The organism is Bdellovibrionales bacterium (assembly GCA_016714165.1).
GTDB lineage: Bacteria > Bdellovibrionota > Bdellovibrionia > Bdellovibrionales > UBA1609 > JADJVA01.
On the sequence record JADJNU010000001.1, the window covers coordinates 506,336 to 521,383 of the forward strand.

The 15,048-nt window shown below is 45.2% G+C and carries 16 protein-coding genes; 10 read left to right on the forward strand and 6 right to left on the reverse strand.

Features of this window, described 5'->3' with window-relative positions:
* Window positions 1-751: 751 nt before the first annotated feature.
* The 5 genes from IPJ71_02255 to IPJ71_02275 all read left to right on the forward strand — a co-directional run bounded on the left by IPJ71_02255 (window position 752) and on the right by IPJ71_02275 (window position 5,936).
* Complete coding sequence (locus tag IPJ71_02255; protein ID MBK7842507.1) at window positions 752-1,105, forward strand: insulinase family protein; 354 nt, start codon at window positions 752-754, stop codon at window positions 1,103-1,105.
* Complete coding sequence (locus IPJ71_02260) at window positions 1,039-2,541, forward strand: insulinase family protein (GenBank protein ID MBK7842508.1); 1,503 nt, start codon at window positions 1,039-1,041, stop codon at window positions 2,539-2,541. The genes IPJ71_02255 and IPJ71_02260 overlap by 67 nt, the downstream gene beginning before the upstream one ends.
* Before the next feature lie 72 nt (window positions 2,542-2,613).
* Window positions 2,614-3,558, forward strand: coding sequence for an insulinase family protein (locus IPJ71_02265; protein ID MBK7842509.1), 945 nt, complete (start codon window positions 2,614-2,616; stop codon window positions 3,556-3,558).
* Window positions 3,524-4,477, forward strand: a complete 954-nt coding sequence (locus IPJ71_02270) for a hypothetical protein (protein MBK7842510.1) — start codon at window positions 3,524-3,526, stop codon at window positions 4,475-4,477. The genes IPJ71_02265 and IPJ71_02270 overlap by 35 nt, the downstream gene beginning before the upstream one ends.
* A gap of 61 nt (window positions 4,478-4,538) precedes the next feature.
* Window positions 4,539-5,936, forward strand: coding sequence for a serpin family protein (locus tag IPJ71_02275; protein ID MBK7842511.1), 1,398 nt, complete (start codon window positions 4,539-4,541; stop codon window positions 5,934-5,936).
* Between the two features lie 37 nt (window positions 5,937-5,973).
* Here the strand turns inward: IPJ71_02275 and IPJ71_02280 are convergent, their stop codons facing one another.
* The 3 genes from IPJ71_02280 to IPJ71_02290 all read right to left on the reverse strand — a co-directional run bounded on the left by IPJ71_02280 (window position 5,974) and on the right by IPJ71_02290 (window position 8,410).
* Complete coding sequence (locus IPJ71_02280) at window positions 5,974-6,510, reverse strand: hypothetical protein (protein ID MBK7842512.1); 537 nt, start codon at window positions 6,508-6,510, stop codon at window positions 5,974-5,976.
* A gap of 111 nt (window positions 6,511-6,621) precedes the next feature.
* Window positions 6,622-7,434: a hypothetical protein gene (locus IPJ71_02285; protein MBK7842513.1), complete on the reverse strand. Its 813-nt coding sequence runs from the start codon at window positions 7,432-7,434 to the stop codon at window positions 6,622-6,624.
* On the reverse strand, window positions 7,397-8,410 hold the full coding sequence (locus tag IPJ71_02290) for a hypothetical protein (protein ID MBK7842514.1): 1,014 nt from the start codon (window positions 8,408-8,410) through the stop codon (window positions 7,397-7,399). The genes IPJ71_02285 and IPJ71_02290 overlap by 38 nt, the downstream gene beginning before the upstream one ends.
* 201 nt (window positions 8,411-8,611) lie before the next feature.
* Here IPJ71_02290 and IPJ71_02295 point away from each other — a divergent pair, with 201 nt between their 5' ends.
* The 3 genes from IPJ71_02295 to IPJ71_02305 all read left to right on the forward strand — a co-directional run bounded on the left by IPJ71_02295 (window position 8,612) and on the right by IPJ71_02305 (window position 9,160).
* Window positions 8,612-8,758, forward strand: a complete 147-nt coding sequence (locus IPJ71_02295; protein MBK7842515.1) for a hypothetical protein — start codon at window positions 8,612-8,614, stop codon at window positions 8,756-8,758.
* Entirely contained in the window at window positions 8,745-8,897 is a 153-nt protein-coding gene (locus IPJ71_02300; protein MBK7842516.1) for an IS66 family insertion sequence element accessory protein TnpB, read from the forward strand. Before IPJ71_02295 ends, IPJ71_02300 begins: the two co-directional genes overlap by 14 nt.
* A 119-nt stretch (window positions 8,898-9,016) precedes the next feature.
* Complete coding sequence (locus IPJ71_02305) at window positions 9,017-9,160, forward strand: hypothetical protein (protein MBK7842517.1); 144 nt, start codon at window positions 9,017-9,019, stop codon at window positions 9,158-9,160.
* A 94-nt stretch (window positions 9,161-9,254) separates the two neighbouring features.
* On the opposite strand, the gene IPJ71_02310 is transcribed toward IPJ71_02305, so the two are convergent.
* Window positions 9,255-10,730: a hypothetical protein gene (locus tag IPJ71_02310; protein ID MBK7842518.1), complete on the reverse strand. Its 1,476-nt coding sequence runs from the start codon at window positions 10,728-10,730 to the stop codon at window positions 9,255-9,257.
* Between the two features lie 112 nt (window positions 10,731-10,842).
* Here IPJ71_02310 and IPJ71_02315 point away from each other — a divergent pair, with 112 nt between their 5' ends.
* Entirely contained in the window at window positions 10,843-11,001 is a 159-nt protein-coding gene (locus tag IPJ71_02315; GenBank protein MBK7842519.1) for a hypothetical protein, read from the forward strand.
* Window positions 11,002-11,060: 59 nt separating this feature from the next.
* Here the strand turns inward: IPJ71_02315 and IPJ71_02320 are convergent, their stop codons facing one another.
* Entirely contained in the window at window positions 11,061-12,872 is a 1,812-nt protein-coding gene (locus tag IPJ71_02320) for a hypothetical protein (protein MBK7842520.1), read from the reverse strand.
* Between the two features lie 134 nt (window positions 12,873-13,006).
* The gene (locus IPJ71_02325) at window positions 13,007-13,984 is read right to left on the reverse strand and encodes an HD domain-containing protein (protein MBK7842521.1); all 978 of its coding nucleotides are present in this window, start codon (window positions 13,982-13,984) and stop codon (window positions 13,007-13,009) included.
* 140 nt (window positions 13,985-14,124) lie between these two features.
* On the opposite strand from IPJ71_02325, the gene IPJ71_02330 reads away from it, so the two are divergent.
* A complete protein-coding gene (locus IPJ71_02330) occupies window positions 14,125-15,039 on the forward strand; it encodes an ABC transporter ATP-binding protein (protein ID MBK7842522.1) in 915 nt (304 codons plus the stop codon).
* Window positions 15,040-15,048: the final 9 nt, after the last annotated feature.

The following is a 15,048-nucleotide window of genomic DNA, read 5'->3' on the forward strand; positions in this document are numbered from 1 at the left end:
ATGAACGATATTTGCCAAAGCCTCTCCGGTAAAGTCTATCTCGAAATTGTCGAAGTAATCAAGTTCTTACATTTCATTCGAAGAAGGAAAAAATATTGATCGATATTGTTGATCGAAGATCTCGAAGTTTGGCTCGAAAGGGGGGGGGGGGGGGGGGGAGGGGAGGGGGGGGGGGGGGGGGGGGGGGGGGGGGGGGGGGGGGGGGGGGAGGGGGGGGAAAAAACTGTAATGAAACTCCAGGGGGTTGGGGTGAAAACCTGTTTTTGTGGGTTTCTGAAACCACTTAAGGCATCTTCGTCTTGAGGGCTGTCGAATTTCCTGGGAGGTTCCGCTTTATGATTTCTCTAAATCGATCTCGTATGGCTGGGAAGTTCGCCGTTTGGGGGGGGTGGGCGGCCTTTGTCGATAAAAATGTCCCGCCGATCGACCATTGTCACCCAAAACGGGGAAGATGCTCTCGCCCTGACTCGGTGAACCCCGGGCCCCGCCCCGGGGGAAAATTTGGGACTTTAAAAAAGGTGGGTCGGGGACAACTATCAGGAAAGGGTTGGGATGGGGGGGGGGGCCGGGCCAAAGATAGAAGAACCTTGGCTTGAATTTTGCTCATAGGTCCAAAAATAATCGAAGTGTTTTTTTTTCTCAAGGAGCACACGTGGGTAGAGGCAGATTTTTTCTCAAATCGGCTGTGATTATTTCTTTTGTTTTTGGCGTTTTTACAGGGGTATTCGCCCAAACGTCTCAAGACGCGAGGATGAGGACGGAGTCATTTAGTCTTCCAAACGGTATTCAGGGAATTGCCATCTCGATTCCAAAGGCCAAGTTGGCAAGCATTGGGGTGTCCCTGCCTGTTGGCTATTTTGATGATCCTGCTCAGCATCCTGGATTGGCCCACTATTTGGAACATATGCTGTTTATGGGATCCAGCAAATTTCCATCGGAGTCGGATTATCGAGATTTTGTTGAGAATCGGGGAGGAAACTCAAATGCATTCACCTCCAAACATGAAACAAATTACCAGCTTCTCTCCCGCCAAAATATATGTCCGAAGGCTTGGAGCGCTTCAGTGATTTTTTCAAGGCACCTTTGTTTGATGAATCCTTTCTAGAGAGAGAAAAAATAGCGGTTCACAACGAGTTTCAAAATTATCTGCAAAATGATGGGTGGCGCCTTCGTCGAATCATGCATCTCAATGCTGGAGCCAACCACCCCATTGGCAAATTTTGGGTGGGAAATTTAGAATCACTTAAGAACGCAAAGAAGGCTGACCTCCAAGAGTTTTATAAAAAACATTACGGCGCCGATCATATGAAAATCGCGATCACGGGACCACAACCAACCTCTGAATTGGTAAAACTTGCCACTGCTCACTTCACTGAGATTCCGCGAAGAAATATTGAGCCTGCCGTATTTCTTGCTCCTGAGCCTCAAGATCTGCCACGTCAAATTGAGGTCATGGCGGCGACCCAAGAAAAAACTCTTGATTTTTACTTCACTGTGAAGCGGCCCACAGTGAATTGGATGCGCAAAGAGATACGCTTTCTTGTCAGTCTGTTGAGCAAAAAGCACACTGGATCTCTGTATTCAATCCTAGCAGAAAATGAGTTGATATCTGATGTTTCTGCTTTGGATGGCAATTATCCGGGTTTTAGTTTCGTCAGTATTCGGCTCAAGCTCACGGATAAAGGCACTAAAGATCTTGATCTTCTCAAGAGAACGGTTTTTGGGTACATTCAATTTTTGAAATCCAATGCAACCCAAGCCACATTAGTCGGTCTTCTAGCTGATTTTGAGCGTTCTGCTGCGAGAGCTTACAGAGAGCTGGAATTGTCTTCAAGCTCCGGCGAAGCTGGCGAATTGGCGTCTCTGCTGCTTGAATTTGGCAATGGAGATGAGCTTTTAAGGAAGTCGTATATTGGGGAGCCCTTTAGTCAAAGTGACTTTAAGCAGCTTTTGGGCGAGTTGTCTCCGCAAAAACTGACGGTACTATATATGTCAGATCGAGCAGATCTTCCAGAAAAGTGTCCGGTCTGGAAGATTCCTTATTCGATAACAAAAATGTCTGTCGCCGAAACACGCGCTCTAGAGGAAGCCCCTGTTACCGAGGAGATGAAATTTCCAACACAAAATCCCTATGAACCCAGAAGCTTTGACATGCTGGTGGCAACAACAGATCAGAAGTTGCTGGAGCTTCCAACGGAGAACCGAGGATCTCTCTTTTTACTGAGATCTGCTGAATACGCTATCCCTAAGGTCTATAGTTACTTTGACTTGAGAAGTGATCTTATCAAGCGCACGGAGAGTTCTGAGGCTGTCAAGAGCTTGCTTGTTCAGGTAATGAAGCAATATCTGAGTGATTGGATAACAAAAAAGAGAGAGTTCTGGGCAGTCTCTTTGGGATCGAGCTCGGATCCAATTCTCTTACTTTTCGATGGTTTCCTATCCTGGTACGTCTCAGCTGATTCTGAGGGATTATCTGAAAGGGATAAAGCAATTTGGGGAGTTTTTGGGTCATTTGGATCCGTCCGCGCTCGAGACATTTAAGGGATCCGTGGTGGATTCAATTGATTCAAAGAGATTGAAGATCCCTATCTTCGCTCCCTTGAGGTCGCCAATTTGCAATTGATTCCGCAGGCAGTCGATGACATGGAGATCGTCGATGAGGTGAGGTCGGCCACTGTTGGGGATCTCGTGGCACAGTGGAATCGACTCATGTCGTCCTTCGGAGTTGAGTCTCTCGTGTACGGCAATATTGATCGGGGAGAAGCTCAGGCCCTCTATGATCAAATATTCCTCAGTCTTCAACCTGAAAAGACGGTAGATCGTGCGGCCTTTCAAAAGTTGAAAGCAGAAGCTGTTTCGATTCGGGAGAGCTTTGCCAATCGGACTGTCGTAGCTTCTAGCGAAAATTCGAACAGTTCATTTTTGAGTTTCTATGAATTGGGACCCAGATCTCCACGAAACTCAGCGATCATGTTGGTTTTAGATAAGCTCGTTGGACCGTCCTATTTTGGGGAATTGCGTAGTCGACAACAGCTTGGTTACATTGTTCAGGCAGGGGGTCAGTTCTTCAAGAAATTTGTGACACTTCAAACTCTCATTCAATCGAGCCAAAAGTCCGCAGACGATCTTGAGCAGGCGAGTTATAAGTTCTTGAGAGATTTTGCAGATCGAGGTCTTCCGCCGCTCTTGGAGGGCTCGAGCTTAGAAAATACCCGGTATGCCCTGCATCTCGATCTTGACTATAGAGGGGCAACTTCGGCGGAATTTTTTGAATGGCTGAAGGCCTCAGTGTTGATGAACGATGGGGACCTCGACCGTTCGAGTAAGGTGGCAAAAGAATTGGATAGTTTGAGCAGCGCAGACATTGTGCAGGCGATGAGAGACCTTGTGACACCAGGTCGACCAGGAGTTCTAACCGTGAAAATAAATGGGAAATCTAACGGCCATGTGAATCCAAATGGGAATAGTCCCCATTTTTTGTTTTTGACGACGAACACATTAGGCGATATTTCTTGGCACTATTATGATGATGGCTCATACGGGTTCACAGAAATTTAAGGTTTGTTCATTTTATAAATTCTTTCCTCTCTCTGAGGTGGAAGTCCGAGATTTAAAAGATAGCCTCAGGGCGGCTGCTGAAAAGCTGGGAATACTTGGTTTATTTATTCTGGGACCAGAAGGGGTCAATTCCAGCTTTTCTGGTACCCCCGCCTCGGTTGAGGCCTTCAAATTGGCCCTATCTGAGCACCTGCCCGTTGACAATGATCTTGTGTTCAAGGATAGTTTTGCGAATCGCCCTGCTTTTCGCGATCTTAAAATTAAAATTCGCAGAGAAATCGTGACACTTGGACGTCCGGATCTTTTGCCGAATGGCCCTCGCCGGCACCTGTCGCCAAAAGAGTGGCACGAGATGATCAGTCAGAAGGATGTCGTTGTTATCGATACCCGAAATAGCTATGAATATGAAACAGGCCATTTTCGAGGCGCCATCGATCCGAAGACGAGGGAGTTCAGTGAGTTTCCTAAGTTCCTAGATCAAAGTGGAATTGAAAAGGACAAGAAGGTCATGATCTATTGCACTGGTGGAATTCGTTGTGAAAAGGGTATTCTCGAAATGGAGGAACAGGGTTTCACAAATGTTTACCAGCTTGAAGGTGGGATCCTCAATTACCTCAAGGAGTATCCTCAGGGTCATTTTGAAGGCGAATGCTTTGTTTTTGACTATCGTGTAGCGGTTGATCAGAATTTAAACCCGAGCGAAAAATATCGACTTTGTCCTCATTGTGGCCAACCGGCCGCTGTCCGAATAGACTGTATTCAGTGTGGAGTTCCAGAAATTGTTTGTCAGAACTGCCTTTCTCGAGATCAGCAGTTTCACACATGTTCTAAAAATTGTGCTCACCATTTTCGCCTGGGGCATCAGACAACTCGCGTGCATCTCGATTCATTTAACAAACGGAGTCCTTTGCCTGAGTGAGATAGTGTGATATGAGGCACATGGACGAATTCACCTCTTTTTGTTTTTCAAGGAGCATCTAATGAAATTGGCGTCGTGGGTAACATCAGCACAGATGGTCTTGTCCGTTCTATTGTGTTGTCCCTTTCTTGCGGGATATTCTGCCGGCGCTCAGGACAGAGGAGTCGGACGCAGAAGTCCTTGCCAACTCAACTTAATTGGCTTCGCTCAGGCAGAAACGGTTTTTTCACACGCGCTAATGGAAAACTTAATTTTACGCAACTCGAATCAAGGAACGGACTTGAGTCAAGTTCCAAACATCGTTCTGCCATCAGCACCGATAGTAAATGCGATTGTTATGGCAGCGCTTGGAGCAGGTGAAGATACTCAAACTAGAGAACAAATGTTTACGGTGCTTGGGATTCCCCCAACAACGACCTTTGAGAACCTTTCAGATACTGCTGCTGCCTTGAATCGGCAGGTTCAGTTGAATGGTGATGGAATAAGAAATCCAATCAGTCGTCTTGTAAACATACTCTTTGTTAGGGAAGGGGAATTGGTATCTCCTCACTATCAGGAGGCCATAAATGCGAGTTTTCAGGCTCCTGTTTCCTCATTGGCCCCTGACGAAATTGACCGTGTGAATGGGGTTGTGGACAAAGCGACCGACGGCAAGATTAAGAAACTGTTAACTGAAATCAATCCCCTTATGAAAATGATTCTGGTGAGTGCCAGCTATTTCAAAGGTGGTTGGAAGCATCCGATAAAAGAAAGGCAGACTCAGCCCGGTGACTTTTTTCCTGCTGGCTCAGAAAAGTCTGAAGGGAAGGGTCTGAGCTATCAAGTTGATATGATGAGAACTGTGGCGCCGCATGGGTATGTGGACAAGAAAACATTCGAGGCTGTCGAAATTGCGATAAATGGGCCTTATGTGGCGGGGAAGCAAGGCGAGAAGGGAGTGTTGAGGCCTCGATACTCAGCCCTGTTACTTCTTCCTAAAGCCTTCAGTTCACTCTTAGATATTTTGCCTTCCCTACAAGAGCCTGGGGCACTTGACTCTATTGTTTCCGAGATGGATCGAACCGAGCTTGTTACGCTAACTATCCCAAAATTTGATTTTACCTGGGATGGCGATCTTATTCCCACTCTTAATGGGATGGGACTGACGACCCCCTTTGGTAGAGACTCAGATTTTTCAAATATGCTTGAGACCACTCCAGATGATATTGTCATCTCACAGGTAAAGACGTCTGGGTTTGTTGAGTTCAACGAGAAGGGAATTGCGGGGGGAGGTGCAGCAGCCATTGAAATGAGTTTGAGGGGTGGGTTTGATCTGCCAGGGCGTGAAATTGTTTTTGATCATCCCTTTTTGCTCGTCCTCAGAGACAACGAACTTGGCTATACTTTTCTTGAAGTGGCGGTTGTTCGGCCGAACAGAGCTCATTCGATGAGCGGAACTACTCAGCCGAGTAGGAGATAAGTGTTTCTCTCTATGATTTTTTCAAGATCTCTTGCTGCTATATGTCGTTTGAATCGCATTCTTTGATGGCGATGACTTCGGTTCTTTTGGGGCCTTCGCATCGGTAATCAGATGGATCACAGGACACAAGTCGGTAGTTTTTTATCTGTTTCACTTTCTGAGATGTTGTACCAACACACTTTGGGTTTCGGCTGTCAGTATAATCCATCGTGCAGACTTCCTGCTGGTAGGTTGGACCTGTTACGAACAGCTTCTCAGGTATTCTTACATATTTCTCAGTGGTACAGATGTATTGAGGATTTCGGGAATCGGTTCTGTCGTAATGCCCCTCCTGACACACTTTTTTTACGAAGGATTCTCGATGGTAACGATATTCGTTCGTGTGCGAATCAATACAAACAAGATTGGCCGCAACGCCGTCTCCAATTTCAGGAAAGTAAACTTCGCCCTCGATCCATGATTTGTTGCTAATCGCCGAATCAATATCGGTGGTCAAACTTTGGGCAAGGCTCATTCCGGAAAGAGCCAATTGGGTTGAAAGAAAGATTATTGTTGTTAACAAGCGATTCTTCATAAATGAACTCCCGACATGATTCATAGTTTGTTGTTAATAGGATCCAAAGATCTAAGATTTCTGAGACCTATAAAGGACAGGACGCTTGCCCGGGTCAAGTGGAATTCCTTTTCAAGGTGAGTTACATCCTTGAAGTCCTCGTGTTTGAGGGCCTTCCTGAATTTTATTTACCTGTAGTTTTGACAAAGACCCAGGTCGCAACAGAACTGGAGCGTCGTAAGAGTCGCGAAGCATCGATTCCATTTTTCCGTGAAAGACATTGAAGGAATTCCAATCTGTGCAATAGACTGCGTCAGCCTCGCTGAGAGAGCGGTTGAATGAGGAATCTTTGTTGCCTAGGTTATAGAGTTGGTTCCAAGGGGTGTTGTCTGCCTCGGTGCCTTTGACATCCCATCCTCGGTTGTTGTTGAGGGACAGATCTCTCCAGAACGGAATTTGATTTTGAGTTCCCGTTAGACGGATGAATACCGTCTGTCCAAAAATTGATTCGCCATTTTGGCGAGTCAAATAGACGATATTTTCACAGCCATAAGCCTTTAAGATCAGCGTGGGGTGGAGATCTGACCAGCCTCCGGCAGAGAGATACTCCTTGTGATATTGAAGATTGGTCCAGCGTTGATTGTAGTGCTTTGTGACTTCAGACAGAATGCTCTCGCGACTTGAGTTAATAATGAAATCTTGGATGTTGGCTAAGCCTGGTTCAGCAGGACTGAGAGACAACACCTCAAACCAATTGGCGGATTCCAAAGCAAGAAACTTTTTACTTTTTAAGTCTCCTTTTTGAACAAACGGCTCAAGACCAATTTGAATATTTTTAAGCTGACTTTGCTGACCCCAGTAACCATATGCCATGTCCCTATCGAAGTTGATTGAGTAAGAGGAATAATCAATACTCTGATTGGCAGCCTTGTACGCGCTCACCATTTGAGTGAATTTTTCTTTGCCTTTTCCCTTTATGATGGAAGTGGTCGCAAAGAAGAGAGACCGAGTCCCAGGGGTTCAAAAATCTCTGATTGCGGTATTGGGACCAGGGAGTTGCAAGATATTGATCAACCAATTGGGAGAATTCGTTCTGGCAGCTAGAAGAGATATCAGTAAAATGCCTTGAGTATCCTTGTTTTGAACAGTTGTCGAGGAAGCTCAACATTTTTTTCCGATGTTCGATTGGAGTATTCCCTGCGTAGAAATCGCCAATCTGTCCAATGAGAAGGGCAAAATACTTGAAGTCGATCAATCCAGGTCGAAAGAAGATATCTCTATCGGTCGTGGCCTCGAATTTTCCAAAAACTTCAAGAGACTCTAGAGCGGCCTTCTGAAAGTGCGCCGGGTGACGCTCTAGTCCTCGGAGAATCTCAGGGTTCAGCAGGGGGCCGTATTTTTCTATGGCCTCAACCAGATCTTGAGTGAACTTCTTGTCGGAGGGATTTGCCCCACTTGCAGAAGAGAGGTATCGCATCAGTATCTGGGCGATTTCCGATCTTTGATTGGTAAGCTCATTGAGGAATTCAAATCCGCTCGCGGCCCGAGAGTGATGAGCCAAAACCTGCAAATAGAACGGCATCGATTTGATTAAAAGACTTTGCCTCTGCCTTCGTTCAACCGGATCAGAAATCAAAGCCAGATCTGGATTAAGAGCGACCGACTCGACCAAAAAAGTAGTGATGGATCCTGAGCTCCCACCAGCAATTGCCTGAGGCATACCAAGTTCTTCGACCATTCTTGCCATCGCAGGCCAGTGAGCCGCAATAAGCTCGCCATTGCCCCTAATTCCGACGCAATAGTTTGGTTGCTCGCTGTCTCCGAGAGCAGTACAAAACAAAAATGGAAAGGACAGCAGTGATAAAATGCCAACGGCAATCGACCTTGAAACAGAAACAACATCCCTTTTTGTTGTCGTCATAATGACCCGCCCCCCTCAATTGAGAATTCTGTGTTTGCGATATACATGCCAGTTGTTTGCTCTTGAGTCGATTAAAAAGTAAACTGGCCGACTTGATTTTTGTTCCAAGCTCCGCGTATCTTGGTCCGTAAGCGCTCCATAAACTCTATTTTCCTTACTTGAATTTTTCCCATAAATTACTCCACCTCCAAGGAGGATTGAATGAAAAATTCTGAGCAAAGATTAAAAACCAAAGAATATTGTCAGACTAAAATCAGGGAAGCAGAGAATTTTTCTGGCCCCGAGATCGAGTTCTGTCGGCAAGAGGGGCTGAACAACACCACGTTCAAGCAAGATTCTGTATTTTGATCGAAGTGGGTTCTGTCTATGGAAAAAGCAATTGGATTCGGAAAGGTTTTCATGGCCGAAGATATCTGTGGAGGAAGTCGTCCACATATCCATAGAGCAATTAAGTTGGCTTCTGGAAGCTTATGATGTTTGGAAATAAAGCCATTTTCAGAAATAGATTTTGAAAGAGTCTGTTGATCTTTCGGAGAAAATGTTGAAGAGTCCCTCGCTTGCAGGCGCAGGAGCTATTTTCAAAACAAGAACAGTTATCCTCAGAAAATGAAGGACGTGAGAGCACGTCTTCGTCTCGATGAAGAGAAGACCAAGTTTCTGCAAAGTGAGGTCACTTGGCTGCATGAGCAGATCCGTTCTCTTGAGCGGCGCAGTTTGGGAGAAAGCCATATGATCTGTGATTCGAATTAACACTTTGGCAGCTGCTCTGATTCCTTTGATTCGGCAAAATCCATGGAGAACTTCTTTGTAATGATATATTTCTTTTAGCTGGGGGTCAGTCCGCCTACTTCCCTATTCTTTTGTAACAAACGATTCCTGCGCAGGAGTAGCTCGTGCCATTAACTTTAAATTTACGGCGTCTTTGACCAAGTAACTCATTACGACCAACTGGAATCTCCTTCCAATCACGAGTGTAAATACGGTACTCATCATCGCTAACCACGTAGAAATCACTGTAACCTTTCACCCTTTTAAAAAATTGTGTGTTGATATCCCAGTATGATAAACCCGGTATTTTAAGTACCACACGATTGGTGTTAGATTTATTTGAGAATGACACCAAACTTTTTTGGGGGTCAATTTGTAAATTTGTAATTCCAAGCTCGTAGTTCATTATCTTTTCAAATTGCTGTAAGTGTACCGGCAAATGAGGCTTATTATTGAGATCAATTCCAACAGAACAGCGAGCAGATAGGAATTGAATTGGAACCAAAAGTGAGTATTTAATATCTGAAGCCTTTTTACACTCAAGCTCTGGTAAGACAACTTGAAAATCTCGAGGTAGCCAGGAATGCCAAGGATTATTAAAACGCCAGTTTTCGTTTCTCCATGAGAATTCATAGCGGCCATTCGATATGTTAATTTTGGTATATTCGTCGAAAGAATAAGGCCAAAACACGTCTATGCCATTAAATCTTGGATCTATCGGAGTTGAAAATGAGAAGGATGACGTACTAAAGAAGCCAACAGGTCCCCAGGTTGAGTCACCGCCCCTCCGCGAGGGTATCCAGCCACAACTGTTCCATTTCAAGTTTTTCAATGTTATGGACATGGCAGAAGAAGGCCGACCCGTGACGATCCCGTGATTTCTGAGCATTTCATAATATCCTTCAGAGACATCAAAAAAATCTTGAGCATCTTCAGCACCAGCACATGAGTGGCGCCCCGCATCTTTAGCTTCTATATGTTCATTGATCTCGCAAGGGCTAAACTCTGGACTCATACCCCGTGCCGAATCATATTCAACTATGGTACCTTCACTAAAGTCTGTACCGCCGCAGGAGGTTACAGGGTGCCCTACTTGGTCTAAGCCATTCACGCAGTAGCTGTTCAAGTCTGGATAGAGCCAAACAATCGACTTTGCAACTTTTATCCTCGGAAACATGACCGGATCCGAGTCATGCGTATAAACATAACCTGCTGCACCAGGGTAATCAAGTAATACAGCTAAGTTGTCGCCCTTGGGTGAAATTGCGAAGTCGATTATCCTTTTGCTGAAATTCGGGATATGAGAGTCAAGTGATGGAGGTACACCATGCATCTCCCCCCAACATTTTAGCCTTTCTTTGTCTAGGGCGCATGAAAGACCTTGAGTACGAACAATTTTTTTCACAGGTGGCACGAGTGCTGGCTCTGGATAAATATCCTTGTCTGTAGCGCCGATATCAATAGCAAACCCAATCATAGAAATCGAATAAACGGCTAGGGTCACCGCAATACGCCTCAAACTAAGTAAGGCCAGAATCTTCTTTGTTATCATAAATGGATTCCTCAATTCAATTGAATCTTGTCCCCAGTTTAAGTAGGGTTTTAAAGTGGACTCCAAGTAAAGAATAACTCTTATTTAGAGCAAAACAAAAAGGAGTCCAGATATGAAGGTAGAAAAAAATATTAAATTTAGAAACAAAAATCTTCTTTCTCCTGAAGAAATGAGGTTACGCCGTCGACGGGACGCGGACCGGCTTAAAGATTTCCAACCACATCTCAGTCCTTTCATGCATTTAGCAATCGAAGCGGGTCTACGGCCCTAGTCGCCGGTTCACTCATTTCCTCGTAAGGGGTTGAGTTGAGTCAGATTGTGTTAAGCAGTTTAAACAGGTAAGCCTTCAGCCGCCATAATTTTAAGAGCATTTGTCGTGGGGCAGGGCCCTAGATGGTACTGATAAGAAAAATGGAGTCCGGATTCTTCCGCTCGAATTTCATCCCGAAAGTGTCCGTTCTGAAGAGTCTTGAACTCTTCTGCTAGATGGGTGAGTTCCAAATCGTGGGTGGTAATCAATCCCAGCGCTTGGGGCGATGAAAGGAGTTTACGGATAACAGCCTGGCTTCCTAAAAGTCTTTCGCGATTGTTTGTACCTCGAAAGATTTCATCCACAAGGTAAAAAAATGAAATCCCGGCCGAGGCTTGATCGATGACCAATTTAACTCTTTTAACCTCATAATAAAATGAGGAATAGCCGTCTTCCAGGGAGTCCTTAATCTGAAGGCAGGTCAGGACTGGTCCACAAAAAGTTTCAAATTTTTCTGCAAAGATAGGGCATCCAATCATAGCGAGATGCTGATTGAGTCCTAATGTTCTCAGAAATGTTGATTTGCCACTCATATTTGAGCCCGTAATAAGACAGAGCCGAGTGGAAGTTGACATCTGAAAATCGTTGGCCACGACCTTGTTGCGGGGGATGAGTGGATGAAACAGATGCTTAGCATCAATGCGGACATCGCTCTGAAATGTGGGAAAAAAGGAGGTTTGATAGTGATGAAAGAGAGCTAAGGAGCCAAGAGCTTCCAGATTTTCGATTTCATGCAGACTTGCTTTAAAATCTTCAAAGTATCTTAGTCTCCATTTTTCAAGTCGCCAGGTCCACAAATAGGTCCAGGGAAATAGCGCATTGACCGCCAGAAAAACGAGGGGATGGGCCTGAATGCTTAAGCAGCTGAGAATCCAACGAACTCTCTTGAGCCGTGCTGCTGGTTTGAGACGAAAAGTCATTGGAGCAAGTTCACGAGAGAGATTCTCTTTTGACTCGAGCCAATCAAAGACGGGCAAAAGTGATTCTAAGTCATGACTAAGGACTTCACCTTGGGTAAATCCTCTGGCTGCCTGTCCGAGTGTCGCCAAAGAAAAAAGAAAATAAATACCAATAGTGAGGGGTCCAGAAAAGGATATCTGACCCGTCGTCCACATCGCAAAAAGAAAAGCGGAAAGAGGGTACAGCAGACAATGCAAAATCAGATTTCTATGAAAGCCGGATCCTACCAACGAACGATCAAGTTCGCTCTTGAGCCTCGATGAGTCTGGTGGGAGCTGACCACTTTGTCCACGAAAAAAGAATCGAGCCAGTGACCAATAATTTTTAGAAAGGAGTTTCAGTTTATCCTGGCGTTCCTTAATGTCTTGAATATTGGAGAGGGGATCAAGAAGTAAGCGCAATAGTTTTGATTTTCCACCTGAACTGAAGGTTTCGTCGATCAGGCCAAAAAGAGAATTGTCGCCGAGGATATGCAAATCTCTTGCGAGGATTTGATTTTCGCTATTCAGAGCCTCGAGATGGGGAGAGGAAAGCCCCGTGGGCATTTTGCCAGAAATTCTTGAAAGATTTCTGACACAATGATTTTTCCAGGCAATCAGAGAAGCCTGCCATCGCCGAATATTGCGCGATCGAAAAACCAAGTAAATGAAAAGCAAAGATGAAGTGATAAAAATGAATCCCCAATTCTTGAACTGAGGGCCTGAGGCGATGATAAGACCAGATGAAAAAGCAATGAGTGCCACCGCGAGTCGCCAGTTAAACAATCGAGAGAGTTGCCGATTGGTTCGATCTAAAAGAGATTCTATGCGGACTAAGCGGCCTGCGAGGTATCGGGTGTGTTGAGAATAGTGGGTTGAAAAGGATTCATTCATTTGTCAATTTGGGCTCCCAAAAAAATTCAAATCGAATTGCCCGGCGACCTAAAGGGCTTCTCATTCTTTGGCATTTTTTAGCCTTTGGTCAACCAATAACCGATGAATCCAGCCTGGAATTGCCAGACGGCCGATTAGCTGGCTGCTGAGGTTCCGCGGTCACTTGTGACGATTTTCTTTAGGCAACGAAAGGCCTCTTTGTTGTAGGGCTGTCCCTTTACCAGTTCTATGTAATTTAATGCTTCGAGAGCCGTTTTTGGTTCAGGGCAGTTGGGGTTGTCGACAGTCAGATTAACGAACTCGTCAGCGAGTGCGATAATACGCGCAAGGGGGTGAGTTTTGAGATCGCGCAGGTGTTGAGGAAAGCCTTGCCCAATCGAGTTTTCGTGGTGTTGGTAGATCATTGCGACCACATCATCGGGGACAGAGCCAAGACCTGTCGCCATTTCCATTCCCTTGAAGGGGTGTGTTTCGTAAAGTTGGAGCTCTTCAAAGGACATGAGGGCTTTTGGTTTGGAAAGAATTTCCGGGGGAAGACTTTTCTTGCCGATGTCGTGGAGCAGTCCTCCGAGAGCCAGTTTTTCAATGGTCGCTCGGTTCTGCCATTGGTGTGCCTGACCAATCAGAGTTGCAATTGCGGCGACAGCCATGGAGTGTCTCACCAAATTATCATTGCACTGATTGAGGCTTTCCATGAGGAGGGAAAGACTGTTGTGGGTCTCAACCAGTTGAACAGTGACCTCTGAGACCTGTTTGGCCTGCTGAAATGCCACTGGATCAAGTCCCATGTGTTCGAGGTGGCGAAACGTTGTGGTGGCTGCACTCGTTACGATTTGTGTCTTTTTTCCGCTGTCCAAATCCTTTCGGCTCAGTATAATGCCAGCGAGCTGAATCGTCTGAGAAGTGAGCTTGTGGTAGCTTGATTTTTCGATCCAGAGGTATTCGACATCTTTGGTTTCATAGGAGCTCAGTTGGTCCTTCTGGGTTTTTGTTCCCTGTTTTGCGATGAGAATAAACTTGTCGTCCGAAAGCTTGACATAAAGGTCCACGGGGACCGTTGATCCACTGATAAACTCACGAATTGGAATAGGGATCATCTCACTTGGTCTCATTCCTTTAAGGCTTCGGAAGTATTTGGTTTTTTCTTGAATAAAAGAATCGAGAAATGAGGTAATGAATGGAGCATCTGCAGCATTCCTGGCGCATGGAGTCTTCGTCGATTACACTCGACCATTTGCGGGGATAGTTAAGTATGGTGGTTCCTCTTAAAATAGATCGTTTAGTCAAGAATTACGGACAGTTGTGTGCTGTCAATGAAGTTGATTTTAGACTTCAATCGGGTGAAGTCTTTGGGTTGCTTGGGCCCAATGGAGCTGGGAAGACTTCAATTATCTCGATTATCGTAACTTTAGAGGCGGCAACATCGGGCTCAGTGGAAGTCTTTGGCTATGATGTTGCAAAACAGCCTCGTCAAGCAAAGGTGAGGATGGGTTTGGTTCCTCAGGAAATCATCAATTATGGTTTTTTTAGTGTTGAGGAGGTCATGGTTTTTCATTCCGGATTTTACGGAATGTTAAAGAACAGAGAGCGAGAAAATTACCTGCTTGAGCGTTTGGGACTTTGGGAGCACCGGCATAAAAAGGTGAAGCAGCTTTCTGGAGGAATGAAGAGGCGTCTCTTGATCGCTAAAGCCTTGGTTCATTGCCCGCAGTTACTTTTACTAGACGAACCAACTGCCGGAGTCGACATCGAACTGCGCGAAAAGCTATGGGAATTTGTTCGTGATCTAAAATCAGAAGGTGTGACTGTTCTTTTAACGACTCATTATCTAGAAGAGGCGGAACAACTTTGTGATCGCATCGGTGTGATTCATCATGGAGTATTGCAAAAATTGGGAGAGACGAAAACACTCATCGCTGATTTAACTCACCGTCAAGTAACAGTCGATTTCAAAAGGCAGGGCGATGATAAATCGGCCTTTAAGGTTCAGAGTCATTATCTGGTTAAGCAAGAAGGATGTCGAATTGAATTCAAGGTGCCTGCTCAAATGGGGATTGGACAACTTTTGCGTGAATCAGGTCTTAATTTGAATTTGGTTGAGGATATCAAAATAGAGGAGGGTTCTCTTGAAGATGCCTTCCGGAGTATAGTGGGAGGTCGACAATGATAAAATCTT